The organism is Luteimicrobium subarcticum (genome assembly GCF_002798015.1).
GTDB classification, from domain to species: Bacteria; Actinomycetota; Actinomycetes; order Actinomycetales; family Cellulomonadaceae; genus Luteimicrobium; species Luteimicrobium subarcticum.
In genome coordinates, this window is record NZ_PGTZ01000010.1 from 272,751 (window position 1) to 293,218 (window position 20,468).

The window sequence follows — 20,468 nt, forward strand, 5'->3', positions numbered from 1 at the left end:
GGTGTTCCACAGCGGTGGATCGTCCGGTGGGCGCCTGCCGCACATCGGGCCGCCACCCTACGACGCACCGCTCGACGATGAGAGGAAGCATCATGACGTCACCGACGACGCCATCCCCCGCACCCCGATCCCACCGTCCCCGGCACGCCCGGCGCGCCCTCGCGGCAGGGACCGCGATCGCCACCGCGATCACGCTCGCGGCCGTCGCCGCGCCGACCGCGACCGCCCACGACGGCGGGGGCACCGCTGCGGGACAGGCCCGCGTCTGGCTCACGACCGTCGACGGCTCGCAGCGGCTCACCGAGCAGGCGCCGCTGCCGTTCACGTCGACCGCGACCGACGCGACGACCATCACGGTCGAGCCGACGCAGACCTACCAGACCATGGACGGCTTCGGCGGCGCCCTCACCGACTCGTCCGCAGCGGTGCTCTACCGGCTGTCGCCGACCGCCCGCGACGCTGCGATGCGCTCGCTCTTCTCCCCCACCGACGGGATCGGCGTGAGCTTCCTGCGCCAGCCGATCGGGTCGTCCGACTTCACGGCCGCGTCCGCGCACTACACGTACGACGACGTCCCGGCCGGGCAGACCGACTTCTCGCTCCGGCACTTCTCCGTCGCGCACGACGAGGCCCAGATCCTGCCGCTGCTGCGCCGGGCGAAGAAGCTCAACCCGTCCGTCACGATCGTCGCGACGCCCTGGAGCCCGCCCGCCTGGATGAAGACCGGGGGCTCGCTCGTCGGCGGCCGGCTCGTCGACGACCCGCGGTACTACGACGCGTACGCGCGCTACCTCGTGAAGTACGTGCAGGCGTACGCCGCCGCGGGCGTCCCGATCGACTACCTCACCGTCCAGAACGAGCCGCAGAACCGGACCCCGTCCGGGTACCCGGGCACCGACATGGGCGTCGCGCAGGAGGCCAAGGTCGTCGAGGCCCTCGGACCGCTGCTCAAGAAGGCGAGCCCACGGACCAAGATCCTCGGCTACGACCACAACTGGTCGACCCACCCCAACGACGTGGCGTCCGCGCCCGCCGACGAGGCCGGCGACGACGACTACCCGTACGACCTGCTCGACTCTCCGGCCGGCAAGTGGCTCGCCGGGACCGCGTACCACTGCTACTACGGCGACCCGTCGGCACAGAGCGCTCTGCACGACGCGCACCCCGACAAGGGCATCTGGTTCACCGAGTGCTCCGGCTCGCACGGCGCGTCCGACACGTACCCGCAGTACTTCAAGGACACCCTGAAGTGGCACGCCCGGACCATCACCCTCGGCACCACCCGCAACTGGGCCAAGTCGGTGCTCGACTGGAACCTCGTGCTCGACGACCAGAACGGGCCCTACCTCGGCGGGTGCGACACCTGCACCGGGTTCCTCGACGTCACGGCCGACGGGACCGTCCAGCGCAACGCCGAGTACTACACGATCGGGCACCTCTCGAAGTTCGTGAAGCCGGGCGCCGTGCGCATCGGGTCCACGTCGTTCGGCACCACGGGCTGGAACGGCCAGGTCATGGACGTCGCGTTCCGCAACCCCGACGGCTCGACCGTCGTCGTCGCGCACAACGAGAACGACGACCCGCGGACCGTCGCGATCGCCGTCGGCTCCCAGCACGTCGAGTACACGCTGCCGGGCGGGTCGCTCGCCACGTTCACGTGGCCCGGATCCGTCACGGCGTCCGCGTTCGCGGGCCTGTCGGGGCTGGTCCCGGTGTCGCTCGCGCACGCGACGGCCACCGCGTCGTCGGCGGCCGGGGACGCCGGGCTCGCGATCGACGCCGACGGGTCGACCCGCTGGTCGTCCGGTGCGGCGCAGGCGCCGGGGCAGTACGTGCAGGTCGACCTCGGCAAGGCGACCGTGTTCCGCCGGGTCGCCGTCGACGCGGGCGGGAACCTCGGGGACTACGCCCGCGGGTGGACGGTCTCGACGAGCCTCGACGGGACGCACTGGCGTGACGCGGCGTCAGGCGTCGGCACGGGCCAGCTCACGAACGTCGACCTGCGGCTGACCCTCGCGCGGTACGTGCGAGTGACGCAGACGGCGTCGTCGGGCAGCTGGTGGAGCGTCGCGGACGTGCGCCTCTACCGCTGACCCCGGGCGCGGTGACCTTGCCTACGCACGGTCGCTTCGCGTGCGCTTCGGCGCACGCGAAGCGCCGTCGCGTAGGCAAGGGCGCTTCGCGTGCGGAACGGCGCCGGTGCGGGTTTGCGTGCGGTGCGGCGCCGGTGCGCGTGCGTTTCGGCGCTTCGCGTGCGCCGCATCGCGCGCGAAGGGACCTTGCGTAGGCGACGGACGGACGCGTGGGGGCGGGGGGTGGGCGGACGCCACGGAGGGGGTTTCGGAGCGTGCCGCCGATCTGGTACAGTCGTACCAGAGTTAGATCGCCACACCCCTACGAGCCGCCCGCCACGACGACGGGCGGCTCTGCTCGCGCCACCCGCGCCCGCACGCCCACCGGCGTGCCGCGCCCCGCGCGACCGACCGGAGCGCACCACCGTGCCTGAGACCCTGACCCGAGACATGTCGACCACCCCCAGCACCAGCCCCTCGCCGAACCCGAGCCCGCGCCCGAACGTCGCGAAGACGCCCGCGCCGACCCGCCGCCGCAACCCGTACACGGCGGTCCTCGCCGTCCCCGGCGCGCTGCGGTTCTCCGCCGCCGCCGTCGTCGCGCGCCTGCCCATGTCGATGGTCGGCATCGGGACCGTCCTGATGATCCAGGGCATGTACGGCTCGTACGCGCTCGCCGGACGCGTCTCGGCCGCGCTCGTGGTCGCCCAGGCCCTCGGGTCGCCGCAGCTCGCACGCCTCGTCGACCGGTACGGACAGCGTCGCGTCATGCTGCCCATGCTCGCCGCGACGACGCTCGGCCTCGCCGGCCTCGTGATCACGGCCGTCACGAACGCGCCCGAGGCGCTCCTCTACGTCTTCGCGGTCATCGCCGGCGCCACGGCCGGCTCCTACGGATCGATGGTTCGCGCGCGCTGGTCGAACGTCGTCGACGAACCCCGCCGGCTCCACACGGCGTACTCGCTCGAGTCGGTGCTCGACGAGGTCGTCTTCGTGATCGGCCCGGTCACCGTCACCCTCCTCGCCACCACGGTCACGCCGTGGTCGGGGCTGATCCTGCCGCTCGTCGCAGCGGTGGTGGGCGGCCTGTGGTTCCTCAGCCAGCGTTCGACGGAACCCGCACCGATCCCCCGCCACACCGACGGCCCGCACCGGTCGGCGCTGCTCAACCCGGTCGTCGCGGTCGTGTGCGTCGTGTTCGTCGCCCTGGGCTGCGTGTTCGGCGCGACCGACGTCTCGACGATCGCCTTCGCGACCGAGCACGGCGTGCGGTCCGCGTCGGGAGCGATGCTCGCCGTGTTCGCGCTCGGGTCGTTCACGTCCGGGCTGCTGTACGGCGCCCGGCACTGGCGGTCCGCCCTGTGGAAGCGCTTCGTGATCGGCATGGTGCTGCTCGCCGTGGGCGTGTCGCTGTTCCAGCTCGCGCACAGCGTCCCGGTGCTGCTCGTCATCATGTTCGTCACCGGGCTCGCCATCGCGCCGACGCTCGTCAACGGCAACGCGCTCATCCAGCAGGCCGTCGAGCCCGGACAGCTCACCGAGGGCCTCGCGTGGGCGGGCACCGCGCTCGGCGTCGGCGTGTCCGTCGGGTCGGCCATCGCCGGGTCGCGCATCGACGCCGCCGGCGCGCACGGCGGGTACCACGTGGTGCTCGCGGCAGGGGTGCTGGCGGTCGTCGTGACGCTCGCGACGGTCGGCGTGCTGCGCCGCCGCACCACGCGCGCGGCGGCCTGAGACCGCTGCGAGGGACGTCACACCCTCGCGGACGCCGCTCGCCCTGCGGCCCGCGGCCCTCCGACGGACGATGAACGGAACCCATCCGCTCCGCTCTCGACCCCGCACAGGGAGGACGCCCCATGGCCCTCGGACGCAAGGCACCCCAGGACAAGCGCAACAAGACCGTCGCGGACCTGCTGGTCGCGCAGCTCGTCGAGGCGGGCGTCAAGCGCATCTACGGGATCGTGGGCGACTCGCTCAACCCGGTCGTCGACGCGGTGCGACGGTCCGACGCGATCGAGTGGGTGCACGTGCGGCACGAGGAGGTCGCGGCGTTCGCGGCGGCGGGCGAGGCCGAGGTCACGGGCACGCTCGCGGTGTGCGCGGGCTCCTGCGGGCCGGGCAACCTGCACCTCATCAACGGCCTGTACGACGCGAACCGGTCGCGCGTGCCCGTGCTCGCGATCGCGAGCCACATCCCGTCGGCGCAGATCGGCACCCAGTTCTTCCAGGAGACCCACCCGGACCGCCTCTTCACCGAGTGCTCGGTGTACTCCGAGATGATCTCGAGCGCCGCGCAGGCGCCCCGCGTCATCAACTCCGCGATCCAGCACGCGCTCGGCGGCCCCGGCGTCGCCGTCCTGACGATCCCCGGCGACGTCGCCGACGAGGACGCCCCGCCCGTCGTGCCCGGCATCTCGACGCCCGTGGGCCGCCCGCGCGTCATCCCGTCGACGGAGTCGCTCGAGGCGCTCGCCGCCGCGATCGACGGCGCGAAGAAGGTGACGATCTTCGCCGGCGCGGGCGTCCGCGGGGCGCACGACGACGTGGTCGCCCTCGCCGACAAGATCGCGTCCCCGGTCGGCCACTCGCTGCGCGGCAAGGAGTGGATCCAGTACGACAACCCGTTCGACGTCGGCATGGACGGCCTGCTCGGGTACGGGTCGTGCCACGAGGCCATGTACGACGCCGACCTGCTGATCCTGCTCGGCACCGACTTCCCGTACGACCAGTTCCTGCCCGCGGACGTCCGCACCGCGCAGGTCGACCACGAGCCGTCGCGCCTCGGCCGGCGCACCCGCCTCGACCTCGCCGTCGTCGGCGACGTCGGCGAGACGGTCCGCGCCCTGCTGCCCCTGGTCCGCGAGAAGTCGGACCGGTCGTTCCTCGACCGGCTGCGCAAGAAGCACGTCAAGACGCTCAACGGGGTCGTCGGCGCGTACACGAAGGACGTCGAGAAGATGACGCCCGTGCACCCCGAGTACGTCGCCGACCTGCTCGACCAGGAGGCCGCGGACGACGCGGTCTTCACCGTCGACACCGGCATGTGCAACGTGTGGGCCGCCCGGTACATCAGCCCGAACGGGAAGCGACGCGTCGTCGGGAGCTTCCTGCACGGGTCCATGGCGAACGCGATGCCGCACGCCATCGGCGCCGCGCTCGCCGACCCGGAGCGGCAGGTCGTCGCCATGTCGGGCGACGGTGGGCTGTCGATGCTGCTCGGCGACCTGCTCACCATCAAGGCGTACGACCTGCCCGTGAAGATCGTCCTGTTCGACAACGCTTCGCTCGCGATGGTCCGGCTCGAGATGCTCGTCGACGGGCTGCCCAACTTCGGGACCGAGTCGCCGCACTTCGACTACGCCGCCATCGCGACCGCGATGGGCATCCCCGCGGTGCGCGTCGAGCGGCCCCAGGACGTGCGTGGCGCGCTGCGCGGGGCGTTCGACCGGCCCGGGCCGGCGCTCGTCGACGTCGTCACCGACCCGCGTGCCCTGTCCATCCCGCCGACGATCACCGCCGGGCAGGTGCGCGGGTTCGCCGTCGCGATGAGCAAGGAGATCCTCGGCAAGGGCATGGGCGAGGCGGTGTCGATGGCGCGGTCGAACCTGCGCAACGTCCCGCGTCCCTGAGCACCTCGCCGAGCAGGTGTCCGCGGAGTCGTCTCGATAGCATCGACGGACCCGTGCGGCACCGATCCGACCAGGGAGCAGACGATGGGGTTCATCAAGGCGTTCACCGGAGCTCTCGGCGGCACGCTCGCCGACCAGTGGCTCGACTTCCTCGCGCCTCCGCAGGGGCTCTCCCCCACGGCGGCCCTGTTCCCCGCCGTCGCGCAGGGGCAGAACGCGGGCCGCGGGTCCAACACCAAGGGCTCGGCGAACATCATCACGAACGGCTCCCGCATCGTCGTCCCCGAGGGGTACGGGCTACTGACGTTCGCCGAGGGGCGCCTCACCGGTCTGGTCGCCGACCCGGGCGGGTACACGTTCACCACGGACGAGCAGAACTCGCAGTCGATCTTCGCGGGCGACGGGATCATCAGCCCGCTCGTCAAGACGTCGTGGGAGCGGTTCAAGTTCGGCGGCCAACCGGGCGCCCAGCAGATCGCCCTGTACGTCAACCTCAAGGAGATCCCGAACAACCGGTTCGGCACCCAGTCCGAGATCTACTGGGACGACGCGTACCTCAACGCGCAGGTGGGTGCCCTGGTGCGCGGCAGCTACACGCTGCGGATCACCGACCCCGTCCTGTTCGTCTCGCGCTTCGTCCCCGCCCTCTACATCACCGCCGGAGCCCCGGTCTTCGACCTCCAGGACGTCGACAACGACGCCGCGTCGCAGCTGTTCAACGAGGTCGTGTCTGCCCTCTCGCCCGGGTTCTCGCTGTACACGAACGACCCGTCGAAGGGGAACCGGATCACCCGGATCCAGTCCGACGCGCTCGGCTTCGCGCAGTCCCTCGGCCAGGCCGTCGAGGACGCGTACCAGTGGCGCACCGAGCGCGGCCTCGAGATCGTCTCCGTCGCGATCCAGGCGATCGAGTACGACGCGGACACCCGCGCGCTGCTGTCCGACGTGAAGAAGGCCGACGCCCTGTCCGGGCAGCGCGGCAACTCGTTCCTGCAGCAGTCCGTCGCCCGCGGCGTGCAGGGCGCCGGCGAGAACGGCGGCGGGGCCGGGCTCGCGGCGTTCGGGTTCGGCGCCGGGATGGCGGGCGGCGTCGGCGGCGCCGTCCAGCAGAACCCCGGCGCGACCCCCGGGCCGTTCGGGGTGCAGCCGCCCCCGGCGCCCGCACCGGCGGCCCCGGCGGCCGCGACGCCCGACGCTGCGGCGGACGCGCAGCCGACGCCCAACGCGCCCTCACCCGCAGCGCCGGCAGCGCCCGCAGCCGAGCCCACCGCCGACGACCCCGTCGCCAAGCTCACGCAGTTCAAGCAGATGCTCGACGCGGGCCTCATCACCCAGGCAGACTTCGACGCCGCGAAGGCGAAGGTGCTCGGGCTGTGACCGGGCCGGCGGACCCGCCGGACGACGTCGGCGGCCACGACAAGTGCCCCACGTGCGGGTCGACCGACATCGCGTACTCGCAGAAGAAGGGCCTCCTGGTCTGCCGGTACTGCCGCGCCGAGTGGTCGCTGGCGTTCGCGGAGCAGGCGCTCGGCTACGACACCGACATCGCGACGCTGCGCGGCACCACGGTCTCGCGCGGGGCGTCGGACATCGACCGGGACGCGTCCGACGTCATCACCCTCAGGTGCCAGGGCTGCGGGGCCGAGGTGGTCGTCAACTCGGCCGCGAGCGTCCAGGCGCGGTGCCACTGGTGCCGCAGCGTGCTGTCGCTCGACGCCCGCGTCCCCAACGGCGCGGTCCCCGACGCCGTCCTGCCGTTCCGCGTGACGCACGAGCAGGCGGTGACCGCGATCCACGGCTTCGCCCGCAAGCGCTGGTTCTTCGCGCTCCGGAGGTTCCGCAAGGAGTTCCAGCCGGAGAACGTCGTCGGCGTGTTCATGCCGTACCTCGTGGTCGACGTCAACGCGCAGATCGTGGCGCAGGGCCGCGGTGAGGTCGAGACCCGCCGGTACACGGTGCGCGTCGGCGAGAACTCGACCGAGACCCGCTACGACGCCGACGTCTACGACGTCGCGCGGCAGGCCGACATCACCGTCGACGACCTCACCGCGGAGTCGTCCGCCCGACGCGCCGGCGGCGGACGCGCCCAGGACACCTCGAACGTCATCAACGCCGTCCTGCCCTTCGACACCAAGAACGCGGTGAGCTACGACGCGAACTACCTGGGCGGGTTCACGTCCGAGAAGCGCGACATGGACGTCCACGACACGGGCGACCGGATCGCGCAGATGGTGTTCGGGCTGGGCACGTCGAAGCTCCGCCGCACCCTCACCGCGTACGACCGCGGGGTGCGTTGGGAGTCCGGCGCGGTGACCGTGCAGGGCGTGCGCTACCTCGCGATGCTGGCACCCGTGTGGCTGTACTCCTACTACGAGAACCACGGCGAGCACGACGAGGTGCTGCACTACATCGCCGTCAACGCCCGGACGGGGGCGACCATGGGCTCGGTCCCCGTCAACAAGCCCCTGCTGGCCGCGTTCTCGGTCGCCCTCACGGCCGTGGTGCTCGTCCTCGGGGCTCTGGTGCTCCTGTGACCGCCGCCTCCCTGCTGCTCGGGCACCCCGTCGTGCTCGCGTCGTCGTCCGACACCACGTCGGACGGGAGCCCGGCGTTCGTCGTCATCCTGGCGCTCGCCGTCGGGATCGGCTTCTACTGGGGCTTCGCGCGGTACTACCGCAACGCGAACGCCCGGTTCCGCTTCGAGGACACCACCACGACCACGGTCTCGAACGTCCAGGGCCAGGACGAGCGGACCGGCCACCGCACCGGCTTGCGCTCGTCCTCGATGGACGGCAGCAACGACGACGACGTGACGGCGCGCGTGCCGTTGCGCGTCACCTGGCCGCGAGCCAGCCAGCTGCCGGGCCCGCTCGCGGCCGAGGTCGGGGGCGGCCGACCGCCTGCCGACCAGCCGCCGCCCGACGAACCGCCGTCAGACCCACCGCCGGTCTGAGCCGCCGCCTGTCTGAGCCGCCGACGCACCACAGGGTCACGTCACGGCTCGGTTCAGCGTGCGTACGGGCGGAACGTCCTGGAGACGTCGAGGTACGCCTCGGCGAAGAAGGCGCTGCGGACCTCGCCTCGGGAGATGCCCGCGAGGAAGTCGGCCACCGACAGGTCGTACCGCTCCCACGCGTCACCGTCGGCGTTCTCGACGTAGATCGGGTACGCGGTGGGCTCCACCCCCGGATCGACACGCCAGAAGAGGGTCTCGCCCGCAGCGGTATCGGCCCAGGCGATGAGCCGGCTCTCGGGGGCCAGGTCGTCCGGCGGTGTCGAGATCTCGCCCTCCCAGAGGATCTTCAGATCCTCGAACGCCCCGACCGAGTCCAGGAGGTTCTGGTCTCCGAAGTTCTCGTCCGGCGGATAGAGCCGGACGTAGTCGAACCAGGCGCCGGCGCCCCCGGCACCGAGCAGGTGGCGGAAGTCGTCAGGGATCCGGGCCCCCAGGGTCGCCTCGGCCCGCTCCCAGTCGAGCTCGAAGTCCCCTGTGAGCCCTGCGGCAGCGATCAGGTCTTCCACGCTCGCCATGCGTCCCCCCCCCGTTCCGGTTCGGTAGCCGTGCTGGTTCTCGGGAGAGCTCGCCGGTGCCGACTCCCGCCGCCCAGGGCCCCTGTCACATGCTCACACAGCGACCGGGGCGCCCGTGAGCGAAGTGTTCCCTCGGGGAAACGCACCCGAACCGCCGCGTGAAACACCGTCTTCCTACTGTCGAGGAGCAGATCGCCCACGGCCTCAGGAGGACACATGCCCGGCTCCGACCCCGCTCGTGACACCCCGCAGCACCTCGTCGTCGTCGGCGGCGGCATGGTCGCGCACCGGCTCGTGGAGGCGCTGCGCGACCGCGACACGGACGGCACCTGGGACGTCACGGTCCTCGCGGAGGAGCCCCGCGCGCCCTACGACCGGGTTGCGCTCACGAGCTACTTCACCGGTCGCGACCCCGAGGACCTCGCGCTCGGTGACGCGGCCCTGTGGGCCGACCCGCGCGTCCGGCTGCTGCGCGGCGAGGCCGTCGTCGGGATCGACCGGGAGGCGCGCACCGTGTCGACGGCCGCGGGCCGCACGTTCGCCTACGACCACCTCGTGCTCGCGACGGGCTCGAACGCCGCGGTCCCCCCGATCCCCGGGAACGACCTGCCGGGCGTGTTCGTCTACCGGACGATCGACGACGTCGCGGCGCTGCGCGGCTGGGTCGAGGAGCAGCGCGCCCGCTGGGACCGCCCGGTCCGCGGTGCGGTGATCGGCGGCGGCCTGCTCGGCCTCGAGGCGGCGGGCGCGCTCCAGCACCTCGGCGCGCAGCCGACCATCATCCAGTTCGGCTCGCACCTCATGTCGGCCCAGGTCGACCTGGGCGGCGGCCACGCCCTGCAGCGGCTGATCCAGGGGCTCGGGCTCGCGGTGCGCTGCGACACGGCGACGTCCCGCATCCGCGCGAACCGGCGCGGCACGGCGGGGCGGCTCGACTTCGCGGACGGCGGCCGGCTCGACGTCGACGTCGTCGTCCTCGCGACGGGCGTGCGGCCGCGCGACGAGCTCGGCCGGGCTGCCGGGCTGGAGGTCGCCGCCCGCGGGGGCGTCGTCGTCGACGACGCGTGCCGCACCGCCGATCCGCACGTGTCGGCCGTCGGCGAGGTCGCGTGCATCCAGGGCGCGTGCATCGGCCTCGTCGCGCCGGGCTACGCGATGGCGGAGATCGTGGTGGACCGGCTGCTCGGCGGCAGCGCCGCGTTCCCGGGCGCTGACACGGCGACCAAGCTCAAGCTCGCGGGTGTGGACGTCGCGAGCTTCGGCGACGCGTTCGGCCGGACGGAGGGCTCGCTCGAGGTCGTGTGGGCCGACCCGGTCGGCGGCGTCTACAAGAAGCTGGTCCTCGCGGACGACGCCCGCACCCTGCTCGGCGGGGTGCTCGTCGGCGACGCGTCCGCGTACACGGCCCTGCGCCCCATGCTGGGCCGGGAGCTGCCGGGCGACCCGGCCGCGTTCCTGCTGCCCGAGGGCGACCCCGCTGCGGGGGGCGGCCTCGCGAACCTGGCCCTGCCGGACGACGCCAACGTCTGCTCCTGCAACAACGTGTCCGCAGGGACGGTGCGGGCCGCCGTCACCGAGCACGCGTGCACGGACGTCGCCGCCGTCAAGGCGTGCACGCGCGCCGGCACGACCTGCGGCTCGTGCCTCCCGCTCGTCAAGAAGCTCGTGACGACCGAGCTCGAGCGGGCCGGCGTGACCGTCAGCAACGCCCTGTGCGAGCACTTCGACCTGTCACGCGCGCAGCTGTACGACGCGGTCCGGGTCGCCGGGCTCACGTCGTTCACCGACGTCCTCGGACGATTCGGTACCGACGGGGCGTCGCGCGGCTGCGACATCTGCAAGCCCGTCGTCGTGTCGATCCTGTCGACGCTCGCCCCCGCGCACGTCCTCGACGGCGAGCGCGCCACCCTGCAGGACACCAACGACCACCTCATGGCCAACATGCAGAAGGACGGCACCTACTCGGTCGTCCCCCGCATGCCCGGCGGCGAGGTCACCCCCGAGGGGCTGATCGTCATCGGCGAGATCGCCCGCGACTACGGCCTGTACACGAAGCTCACGGGCGGGCAGCGCATCGACATGTTCGGAGCCCGCATGGAACAGCTCCCCGACATCTGGCGACGGCTCGTCGACGCCGGGTTCGAGTCCGGCCAGGCGTACGGCAAGTCGGTCCGCATGGTGAAGTCCTGCGTCGGGTCGACGTGGTGCCGGTACGGCGTGCAGGACTCCGTCGGCATGGCCGTCCGGCTCGAGCTGCGGTACCGCGGCCTGCGCAGCCCGCACAAGATCAAGCTCGGCGTCTCGGGCTGTGCCCGCGAGTGCGCGGAGGCGCGGTCCAAGGACGTCGGGATCATCGCCACCGAGAAGGGCTGGAACGTCTACGTGGGCGGCAACGGCGGGTTCACGCCCCGCCACGCCCGTCTCCTCGCCGAGGACCTCGACGACGACGCCCTGATCCGGACGGTCGACCGGTTCCTCATGTACTACGTCCGCACGGCGGACCGCCTCCAGCGGACCGCGCCCTGGGTCGACGACGTCGAGGGCGGGCTCGACGGCGTCCGCGCGGTCGTCGTCGAGGACTCCCTCGGCATCGGCGCCGACCTCGACGCTCAGATGGCGCTGCACGTCGGCTCCTACGAGGACGAGTGGCGCGCCACCCTCGAGGACCCCGACAAGCTGAGACGGTTCGCGTCGTTCGTCAACGCCCCGGACACCGCCGACCCGTCCCTCGCGTACGTCGCCGAGCGCGGTCAGGTCCGTCCGGCGTCCCCCGACGAGCGTGACCACGCCGTCCCTGAGCCGGTGCTGGTCGCCGGTCCGAGCCTGGAGGTCCGTCGATGACCACCCTTCCTGTGACGGAGGTCGCGGCCGAGGCGCCCGCCTTCTCGTCCGTCGTGTGGGTGTCCGTCTGCCGGTTCGACGACCTCGTGCCCGAGCGCGGCGCGGCGGCCCTGCTGCCCGGCCCCGACAGCCCCGGCGGGCACGTCCAGGTCGCGCTGGTCCGGCTGCTCGACGGACGCGTCCTCGCGGTCGACAACCACGACCCGTTCTCGGGCGCGAACGTCCTCTCGCGCGGGATCGTCGGGTGGCGCACCGTCGACGGCCGTCCCGTCCCGACGCTCTCGTCCCCCCTGCACAAGCAGGTGTTCTCGCTCGAGACGGGCACGTGCCTCGACACCGCGGGCAAGGCCCCGCTCGGCGGCTCCGGCGACCTGCGCACCTATCCCGTGCGCGTCGTGCACGACGGGCAGGACGACGCCGGCGGTCTGGTGCAGGTCGGCCTCCCCGGGGACGCCCGATGACCGCCGCACGCGCCGAGGGCACCGGGCGCAGCACCGCGCCCGCGCGCGTCGGCCGCGTCGTGCTCGTCGGCGGCGGCCCCGGCGACCCGGACCTCCTGACGCTGCGCGCGTGGCGCGCCCTCACGACGGCCGACGTCGTGGTGACCGACCGCCTCGGCCCGCGCTCCGTGCTCGACGACCTGCCCCCCGAGGTCGAGGTGATCGACGTCGGCAAGACGCCCGGCAGCCACCCCGTCCCGCAGGACCGCATCGACGCCCTGATCGTGCACCTCGCCCGGCAGGGCAAGACCGTCGTGCGACTCAAGGGCGGCGACCCGTTCCTCTTCGGACGCGGCGGCGAGGAGGTCGCCGCGTGCCGCGCCGCGGGCGTGCCCGTCGAGGTCGTCCCGGGGGTGTCGAGCGCGCTCGCCGCACCGGCCGCGGCCGGCATCCCCGTCACGCACCGCGGCGTCGCGTCGTCCGTCCAGGTCGTGCACGGGCACGAGGCGGTACCCGCCGAGGCCGTGGCCGCGCTCGCCGCCGGGTCGACGACCCTCGTCGTGCTCATGGGCGTCGCGACCCTCCCCGACCTGGCGGCGCGGGCGCTCGCGGGCGGCGTGGACCCGGTGACGCCGTGCGCGGTCGTCGAGCGCGCCACGACCCCGTCCCAGCGCGTCACGCGGTGCTCCCTGGCGGACCTGCCGGACGCGGCCGCCGCCGCAGGAGTGCGGTCGCCGGCGGTCGTCGTCGTCGGGGCGGTCGCCGCGGCCGACCTGCTCGGCCCGGTGGCGCTGCGCCCCGAGCTGCTCGCCCCGGCCGGCCGGTGACGGCTACGGCCGCCCGCGGGGACAATGGGCGCGTGGAACCCGACACGACCGGCCCGTCCCCGGCGATCGAGCCGGTCATGGCCGGCTGCACGGTCCTCGTCACGGCGGACCGGCGGTCGTCCGAGCTCGGCGCCGCCCTGTCGCGGCGCGGCGCGACGATCCGGTACGCCGCCGCGCTGAGCATGGTCCCCCACCAGGACGACGAGCTGCTGCTCGCGGGCACGCGCCGGCTCCTCGACGCACCGCCCGACGTGCTCGTCGTGACGACGGGCATCGGGTTCCGCGCGTGGGTCGAGGCGGCCGACGCCGTAGGGATCGCGGAGGACCTCGTCCGGACGCTCGGGCGGGCGCGGATCGTGGCGCGCGGGCCGAAGGCGCGCGGCGCGATCCAGGCGGCGGGCCTCACCGCGGACTGGGTCGCGGAGTCGGAGACGTCCGCCGAGATCGCGGAGACGCTGCTCGACGAGGGGGTCCAGGGGCTGCGGATCGCGGTCCAGCACCACGGCGCGGGCTCGGACGGTCTCGACGAGGCGCTCACGGCGGCCGGCGCCCGGGTCGAGCCGCTCGTCGTGTACCGGTGGGGGCCGCCGGCCGACCCGGCCGCGGTCGAGGACTCGGTGCGGGCCGTCGCGGCGGGCGAGATCGACGCGGTGACGTTCACGTCGGCCCCGGGTGCGGCGGCGTGGATCGACGTCGCCCGGCGCACCGGGCACCTGGCGGCCGTGGCCGCGCACGCCGCGGACGGGTCCGTCGTGCTCGCCGCGGTCGGTCCGACGACGGCGCGTCCGCTGCTCGACGCGGGCATCGCGCCGCTCGTTCCCGAGCGGGGACGGCTCGGCGCGCTCGTGCGCGCGCTCGTCACCCACTACGGCGGCCTCCAGACGCTCGCGACCGTCGCGGGACCACTCCAGGTGCACCGCAGGGCCGCCGTGCTCGACGGGCGCGTGCTGCCGCTGACACCCGCCGGCCTCGAGGTGCTGCGCGTCCTCGCGTCGGCCCGCGGCGCGGTGGTGCCGCGCGACGCCGTCCTCGACGTCCTGCCCGGCGAGTCCCGCGACCCGCACGCCGCGGAGGTCGCCGTGGCGCGCCTGCGGGACGCGGCCGGGAGCCGGGCGCTCGTGCGGACCGTCGTGAAGCGCGGGTACCGCCTCGACCTCGAGCCCTCCTGACCTGTCCGCACGGCGGTCGGGAGGCAGGAGTGCGACGGAAACGGCTCCGACGTGCGACGCTAGCCCCCGAACGAGAGCGACGAGGAGGATCCATGATCTCGGCCGAGGACGTGCTGAGCACGACGTTCCGCACGACGCGGTTCCGCGGCGGCTACGACATCGAGGCGGTCGACGACTACCTCGACCAGGTCACGCGCACGCTGGCGGTGCACGAGGGCCGCACCCCCTACACGACGGACCTGCTGTCGGCGGAGGACGTCCGGGGCAGGACGTTCGAGGTCGGAAAGCTCCGCGAGAGCTACGTCGCCGAGGACGTCGACGCCCTGCTCGCCCGGATCGCCGAGGCGCTCGACGAGTACGAGAAGCGCGCCGCGACGCGCACGACGGGTGCCGTCCCCGCGGTCGCCGCGGCGACCCCGACCGGTGGGGCGCCGACCGTCCCGGGCATGTCCCCGGCGCCCGCGGACCGGCTGTCCCCCGCCGCGGAGGCGCGCCTGCAGGAGGTCGGCGGCGCGCCAGTTCCCGACGGCGCGACGCTCGGCCTGCGCGTGCTGACGTCGCAGCTCCAGATCGCGACGGTGCGTGCCCGCGGGTCGGACGTCCTGACGGTCCGCACGCCCGAGGGCGCGACCCTGCGCGTGGTCGCGGTCGACGCCGGCGCCGACGGGGTCGTGCTGCGCACCGTCGTCTGACCGGGGTACGACAAAGGCCCGCCGGTCCGTACGGACCGGCGGGCCTTCGTGTGCGGGGTCGTCTCCCGGACGCTCATCCGGCGGGAACCCGAGAGGTCACTCGACCGTGTAGAGGTCCTCGCCCCCCGCGACGACCTCGCCGGCCTGCGCGACGCGGGTCAGCGCGTCCGGCTTCTGGTCGAGGACGACCACGGGGCAGATCGCGGAGCGGCCCCCGGCGACGATGTCGCGCGGGCTCCACGTGACGAGCTCCTGGCCCACCTGGACGTCGTCGCCCTCGGCGGCGTGGAGCGTGAAGCCCTCGCCCTGGAGCTGGACCGTGTCGATGCCGAGGTGGACGAGCACGCCCTTGCCCTCGGGGGTCGTCACGACGAACGCGTGCGGGTGCAGCTTCGCGATCGTGCCGGCGACGGGGGCGACGGCGACGGCCTTCTCGACGTCACCCGGGTCGAGCGCGACGCCCGGGCCGACGAGAGCGGCGCTGAACACCGGGTCGTCGACGTCGGCGAGCTCGCGGACCGTCCCGGACAGGGGCGAGACGACCGTCGTGGTCAACGCAGGTCCTCGATGTCGGACGCCAGGGTGTCGGCCTCGGGCCCGACGATGACCTGGACGACCTTGCCGGACTGGACGACGGCGATCGCCCCGGCGGCCTTGAGGCCTGCCTCGTTGACGAGCGACGGGTTGGTGACCTCGACGCGCAGGCGGGTGATGCACGGCTCGAGGTCGATGATGTTGTCGTCCCCGCCGAGGCCGGCCAGGATCTGCTCTGCCTTGCTGCTCATGTCCTTCTCCTTCGTGGTGCCCCCGTCGAGCCGGTGGCGAGCTGTGGTTGGGGTGTGCTGGGTCGCAGGGTCTACATCAGGTCGGCGAGGTCGGACGCCAGGGTGTCGACCGAGGGGCCGATCACCACCTGGACGACGCGCCCCGACACGACGACGCCGTGGGCGCCGGCGGCGCGCAGGGCGGTCTGGTCGACGATCTTCGCGTCCTTCACCTCGGACCGCAGCCGCGTGGTGCACGGCTCGATCTCGACGATGTTGTCGACGCCTCCGAGCGCGTCGAGGATGCGCTGTGCCTGGTCGGGCGGGTTCGGCGGCAACGCTTCACCTCCTGGGTGCGTCCGGCTCGGGGCCGGCTCAGACGGTCGCCCCGGCCGAGGCGCGGGGCGTGACGACGGGGCTGGGTGCGCTGAGAGGTACCCACAGTGTGTACCGGTCGGCGCGGTAGCACGACCGTGAGAAGGCCACGGCGACCTGCTCGGCGAACGTGCGACGGGTGATGCGCAGGACCGTGCGCGCGGCGCCGAGGTCGAGCAGGTCGGCCTCGGTCTTGGACGCCTCGGAGGCGCCGACGGTGTCCTCACCCCAGTCGGGGTCGTGGCCCGCCTCGCGCAGCGCGGCGTAGATCGAGTCGGGGGCGTGCTCGGGGCCCTGGTCGAGCATGTGGGGCAGCAGCCCGACGGGGATCCAGGTCTCCTCGACGGCCATGGGGTGGCCGTCGGCGGTGCGGACGCGCTGGACGTGGTGGACGGCGTCGCCGGCGGACAGCTCGAGGGCCTCGGCGACGTCCCAGGTGGCCTCGACGGTCTCGGCGTGCACGACGGCCCCGCCAGGAACGAGCCCGCGGCGACGCATGTCGTCGCCGAAGTTGACGAGCCGGAGCTCCATGTCGATGCGGGCGGGGGCGACGAAGGTGCCGCGGCCCTGCTCCCGGACGAGCAGCCCTTCGTGGACGAGCGCGTCGATGGCCTGCCGGACGGTCATGCGGGACACGCCGAAGCGGTCGCAGAGCTCGCGCTCGGAGGGGACCGCCTCGCCGACGGCGAGCTCCTGCGCGACGAGCGCGCGCAGGTAGTCGCGTACTCGGACGTGCTTGTAGCCGGGAGCCACCCTTGCCTCCTTCACGAATCCTTGACAACTCGCGATGTCTAGACCACTCTAGGCCCAACTGGTCCAGACATCCTAGCCGTCACCGTCGACGACGGTAGCGGACGCCAGGACCGGACGGACGACCTGAAGACGGGACCGATCCGTGCCGCCCGCCTGGGCCGGCACGCCTGCAACGAAGCACGCACACGACGAGGAGCTCCCCGCCATGACCACCGCCACCGTAGCCACCCCCGAGAAGAAGGGGATCCCGGGCTTCGCGCAGCTGCAGCGCATCGGCCGCGCGCTGATGCTGCCGATCGCGTCGCTGCCCGCCGCCGCCCTCCTGCTGCGCCTCGGCCAGCCCGACATGCTCGGCGCAGACGGCCTCGGCAAGCACCTCAGCTGGCTCAACCCCGTCGCCGAGGTCATGGCCGCAGCCGGTAACGCGCTGTTCGCCAACCTGGCCATGCTCTTCGCCGTCGGTGTCGCCGTCGGCTACGCCCGCAAGTCCGACGGTTCGACGGCGCTCGCCGCCGTCATCGGCTACTTCGTCTTCAAGGGCGTCGGCGACGCGATGTCGCCGCACATCCTCGGCAAGCCGAAGGGCACGGACCCCCAGGCCCTCATCGACTGGGGCGTCTTCGGCGGCATCATCATCGGTATCATCGCGGCCCTCCTGTGGCAGAAGTACTACCGGATCAAGCTGCCGCAGGCGCTCGCCTTCTTCGGCGGCCGCCGCTTCGTCCCGATCGTCACGGCCCTTGCCGCGATCGTCGCGAGCGTCCTCATGTCGTTCATCTACAAGCCGTTCAACACCGGCCTGACGAACTTCGGCGAGTGGACCACCCACAACGAGGTCCTCGGCGGCTTCGTCTACGGCACCGCGAACCGCCTGCTCGTCCCGATCGGCCTGCACCACCTGCTCAACGCGTTCCCGTGGTTCCAGCTCGGCTCGTACACCGGCTCCGACGGTGTCGTGTACCACGGTGACATCGCCCGCTTCCTGCACGGCGACCCGACCGCGGGCGCCTTCATGACCGGCTTCTTCCCGATCATGATGTTCGCGCTGCCGGCCGCCGCGCTCGCGATCATCCACACCGCGAAGCCGCAGAACCGCGCCGTCGTCGCCGGCATCATGGGCTCCGCCGCTCTCGTCTCGTTCGTCACCGGTGTGACCGAGCCGCTCGAGTTCTCGTTCGTGTACGTCGCGTACCCGCTGTACGCCATCCACGCAGTCCTCACCGGCACGTCGCTCGCACTCGTCAACGCCTTGGGCATCAAGGACGGGTTCGGCTTCTCGGCCGGTGGCATCGACTACCTGCTGAACTTCAACATCGCGACCAAGCCGCTGCTGCTCATCCCGATCGGCCTCGGCTACGCGGTGATCTACTACGTGATCTTCCGGTGGGCGATCACCAAGTTCAAGATGAAGACGCCCGGCCGCGAGGAGGACGACGAGACGGGTCGCGACTCGGTCCTCGTCGACCAGCCCGCCGAGACCGGTGCGGCGTCGGCCGACCCGGCCACGCGCGACGCGGTGGACGCGGTGGTCGACCGACCGGACAACATCCGGCACGCGGCGGCGCCCCCGACCGACGCGCCCCCGGCGGAGAACCCTCCGAAGGCGTGACCCGGTCGTCGCCCTGCCCGGCAGGGTGACGCTCCGACCGACAACGTGACGATGGCCCGCCCAGCACGCTGGACGGGCCATCGTCACGTTCTCGTGGGCCAGGTGTCAGCTGGACGTCCGGGACTGCGACCTCAGGTACGCGAAGCCCCGGTCCAGGTGAACCTTGCCCGGCCGCACCCGGACGACGACCTGCGCCACCAGTCCGCGCAGCTCGTGCGACGGCAGCGACGCCGTGGAGCGCAGGAGCAGCCCGGACGTGTCCGGTCCGAGGTGCTTCGTCGCGGCTGTCTCGACCTCCTCGGGGACACCGGACCGGATGCACGCGTCGGACAAGCTGATCGACCGCCCGACCTCGAAGCCGTTGCCCAGGGCGGTACCGAGCGCGTGGCTCCAGCGCGAGACCCCCTTGCGGTCGGCCGCCTCGGTGCGGGCGCCGCCGTCGGCCGTGTAGGTCCAGCCGGGGGCGTCGGCCTGCTCGTCGCGCGTGAGGCGGACGTGCTCGACGAGCACGCCCCCACCGGACGGTGTGTTCTTCGCGATCGTCTGGAGGGCGTCGGCGGCGCCGTGCCGCGCGTCGAAGCACCAGAGCGTGAGGGTCTCGGACCCGGCGTCGGAGCGACTCATACCGCCGAACCCTACGGGACCGCAGAGGCCCTCAGAAGAGCTCGCCGACCTCGTCCTCGTACCAGCGCTCGAGGTCGTCGAGCACCTCGCCGGGCGCGAGCTCCCGGTCGAACGAGTACCCGTCGTCGGTCAGCCGGACGGCCACGTCGTCCGGCACCAGACCGCGGAACCACAGCGCGACGCGGAGCGCTTCGCGGGTGCTGCCGTCGACGCTCACGCCCCAGCCCCCACGAGCGAGCCAGACCTCGACCTCGCCGACGGCACCCGGGTACGTCCAGCCGACGTCGCGCAGGTCGGAGGCCCCTGACACCGGCGCAGGCGTCGGAGCAGGGCCGTCCGGCGCGACGGCCGCGAGAAAGCTCCGAGCCAGCTCGTCGCGGGGCGCCGACCACGCTTCACGGTCATCGAGAAAGATGAGGATCTCAGCCACAATGCCTCCTGGTCAGGGCGAGAGGACCACGGTCGCGGGAATGCCCAGGTCGTCCAGCATCCCGCGGAAGTACTCGACCCCTGCGGGATGGTTGGTGACGATCCGCAGCGACTCGAACGAGGTGGCGTCGTCGGCGATGACCGCCCCATACCGACGCATCTCGTCGATCGTGCTGGCGTTGACGAAATCGGGCGCGGTGCCGGTGTAGGGACTGCTCGACGGGGTCTCGATGTACTTCGCGTCGACGAGCGTCGTCCCGTCGATCCCGTCAGCCCATACCGACTCGCCACCTCCTGTCACCTTGAACTCGAACATCCCCGTGTGCGCACGCTGGTACTCGTACGCACGAGACGCCTTGGTCCCGGGCTTCGCGTAGTGCATCGGGGTCGGTCTGATCTCGCCCAGGCCGCGGGCCCCGTGGGTCCCCATGTTGTGGACGAGGACGGCGGTGTCGCCGGCGAGGACGTAGTAGCTGTGGTGGGCGTGGACGTGGACGTTGTAGACCGTCACGTCGCTGTCGGTCTCGCCTGCACCGGCGCGGTCGGCTCGTTCGATGTCGACGGCGTCGAGACGAACGGTCGCCGTGGGCGTCGTGGGGTCCGCGGCGGTGACGAGCAGGTCGCCCGCGCGGAGGTCGCGTGCCGCGATCCAGCCGAGGCCGGCGACCATGAAGGGGTGCTCGTCGGTCGTGGTGACCCGTTGACCGTTGATG

The 20,468-nt window shown here is 72.8% G+C and carries 19 protein-coding genes and 1 pseudogene; 12 read left to right on the plus strand and 8 right to left on the minus strand.

Features of this window, described 5'->3' with window-relative positions:
* The first annotated feature begins 92 nt into the window (after window positions 1-92).
* The 6 genes from CLV34_RS13340 to CLV34_RS13365 all read left to right on the plus strand — a co-directional run bounded on the left by CLV34_RS13340 (window position 93) and on the right by CLV34_RS13365 (window position 8,654).
* Window positions 93-2,093 (plus strand): discoidin domain-containing protein, encoded by a 2,001-nt coding sequence (locus CLV34_RS13340; protein WP_100350785.1) that lies wholly within the window; start codon window positions 93-95, stop codon window positions 2,091-2,093.
* Between the two features lie 405 nt (window positions 2,094-2,498).
* A complete protein-coding gene (locus CLV34_RS13345; protein ID WP_245859219.1) occupies window positions 2,499-3,806 on the plus strand; it encodes an MFS transporter in 1,308 nt (435 codons plus the stop codon).
* A 122-nt stretch (window positions 3,807-3,928) separates the two neighbouring features.
* A complete protein-coding gene (locus CLV34_RS13350; RefSeq protein ID WP_100350787.1) occupies window positions 3,929-5,701 on the plus strand; it encodes a pyruvate dehydrogenase in 1,773 nt (590 codons plus the stop codon).
* An 84-nt stretch (window positions 5,702-5,785) separates the two neighbouring features.
* Entirely contained in the window at window positions 5,786-7,078 is a 1,293-nt protein-coding gene (locus CLV34_RS13355; protein WP_100350788.1) for an SPFH domain-containing protein, read from the plus strand.
* Complete coding sequence (locus CLV34_RS13360) at window positions 7,075-8,235, plus strand: hypothetical protein (protein WP_100350789.1); 1,161 nt, start codon at window positions 7,075-7,077, stop codon at window positions 8,233-8,235. The genes CLV34_RS13355 and CLV34_RS13360 overlap by 4 nt, the downstream gene beginning before the upstream one ends.
* Window positions 8,232-8,654, plus strand: a complete 423-nt coding sequence (locus tag CLV34_RS13365) for a hypothetical protein (protein WP_100350790.1) — start codon at window positions 8,232-8,234, stop codon at window positions 8,652-8,654. The genes CLV34_RS13360 and CLV34_RS13365 overlap by 4 nt, the downstream gene beginning before the upstream one ends.
* Before the next feature lie 53 nt (window positions 8,655-8,707).
* Here CLV34_RS13365 and CLV34_RS13370 read toward each other — a convergent pair whose 3' ends face one another.
* Complete coding sequence (locus CLV34_RS13370; protein WP_100350791.1) at window positions 8,708-9,232, minus strand: SMI1/KNR4 family protein; 525 nt, start codon at window positions 9,230-9,232, stop codon at window positions 8,708-8,710.
* A 216-nt stretch (window positions 9,233-9,448) separates the two neighbouring features.
* Between CLV34_RS13370 and nirB the strand changes: the two genes are divergently transcribed.
* From nirB to CLV34_RS13395, 5 genes are all read left to right on the plus strand, one after another.
* Complete coding sequence (gene nirB / locus CLV34_RS13375) at window positions 9,449-12,073, plus strand: nitrite reductase large subunit NirB (protein ID WP_100350792.1); 2,625 nt, start codon at window positions 9,449-9,451, stop codon at window positions 12,071-12,073.
* Complete coding sequence (locus CLV34_RS13380) at window positions 12,070-12,534, plus strand: nitrite reductase (NAD(P)H) small subunit (protein ID WP_100350793.1); 465 nt, start codon at window positions 12,070-12,072, stop codon at window positions 12,532-12,534. Before nirB ends, CLV34_RS13380 begins: the two co-directional genes overlap by 4 nt.
* Window positions 12,531-13,340, plus strand: a complete 810-nt coding sequence (cobA, locus tag CLV34_RS13385; protein ID WP_100350794.1) for a uroporphyrinogen-III C-methyltransferase — start codon at window positions 12,531-12,533, stop codon at window positions 13,338-13,340. The genes CLV34_RS13380 and cobA overlap by 4 nt, the downstream gene beginning before the upstream one ends.
* A gap of 77 nt (window positions 13,341-13,417) precedes the next feature.
* A complete protein-coding gene (locus CLV34_RS13390; RefSeq protein ID WP_100350833.1) occupies window positions 13,418-14,509 on the plus strand; it encodes a uroporphyrinogen-III synthase in 1,092 nt (363 codons plus the stop codon).
* A gap of 92 nt (window positions 14,510-14,601) precedes the next feature.
* Complete coding sequence (locus CLV34_RS13395) at window positions 14,602-15,201, plus strand: DivIVA domain-containing protein (protein ID WP_100350795.1); 600 nt, start codon at window positions 14,602-14,604, stop codon at window positions 15,199-15,201.
* A gap of 96 nt (window positions 15,202-15,297) precedes the next feature.
* Here CLV34_RS13395 and CLV34_RS13400 read toward each other — a convergent pair whose 3' ends face one another.
* The 4 genes and pseudogenes from CLV34_RS13400 to CLV34_RS13415 form a co-directional block, all read right to left on the minus strand.
* Complete coding sequence (locus tag CLV34_RS13400) at window positions 15,298-15,756, minus strand: PTS sugar transporter subunit IIA (RefSeq protein WP_100350796.1); 459 nt, start codon at window positions 15,754-15,756, stop codon at window positions 15,298-15,300.
* Window positions 15,753-15,992: pseudogene (locus tag CLV34_RS13405) on the minus strand (PTS sugar transporter subunit IIB); the annotation flags it as partial. The pseudogene CLV34_RS13405 and the gene CLV34_RS13400, both read right to left, overlap by 4 nt.
* A 65-nt stretch (window positions 15,993-16,057) precedes the next feature.
* Window positions 16,058-16,303: a PTS sugar transporter subunit IIB gene (locus CLV34_RS13410; RefSeq protein WP_100350798.1), complete on the minus strand. Its 246-nt coding sequence runs from the start codon at window positions 16,301-16,303 to the stop codon at window positions 16,058-16,060.
* Between the two features lie 37 nt (window positions 16,304-16,340).
* A complete protein-coding gene (locus CLV34_RS13415; protein WP_245859220.1) occupies window positions 16,341-17,093 on the minus strand; it encodes a GntR family transcriptional regulator in 753 nt (250 codons plus the stop codon).
* A gap of 205 nt (window positions 17,094-17,298) precedes the next feature.
* Between CLV34_RS13415 and CLV34_RS13420 the strand changes: the two genes are divergently transcribed.
* Window positions 17,299-18,702, plus strand: a complete 1,404-nt coding sequence (locus tag CLV34_RS13420) for a PTS transporter subunit EIIC (RefSeq protein ID WP_100350800.1) — start codon at window positions 17,299-17,301, stop codon at window positions 18,700-18,702.
* Window positions 18,703-18,807: 105 nt separating this feature from the next.
* Here CLV34_RS13420 and CLV34_RS13425 read toward each other — a convergent pair whose 3' ends face one another.
* The 3 genes from CLV34_RS13425 to CLV34_RS13435 all read right to left on the minus strand — a co-directional run.
* Window positions 18,808-19,326 (minus strand): hypothetical protein, encoded by a 519-nt coding sequence (locus tag CLV34_RS13425; RefSeq protein ID WP_100350801.1) that lies wholly within the window; start codon window positions 19,324-19,326, stop codon window positions 18,808-18,810.
* A gap of 31 nt (window positions 19,327-19,357) precedes the next feature.
* Window positions 19,358-19,756 carry a hypothetical protein gene (locus tag CLV34_RS13430; protein WP_100350802.1) on the minus strand — a complete coding sequence of 133 codons (399 nt, stop codon included), beginning with the start codon at window positions 19,754-19,756 and terminating at the stop codon, window positions 19,358-19,360.
* Window positions 19,757-19,768: 12 nt separating this feature from the next.
* On the minus strand, window positions 19,769-20,468 hold a 700-nt coding region (locus CLV34_RS13435), incomplete at its 5' end, for a Hint domain-containing protein (protein WP_211289456.1).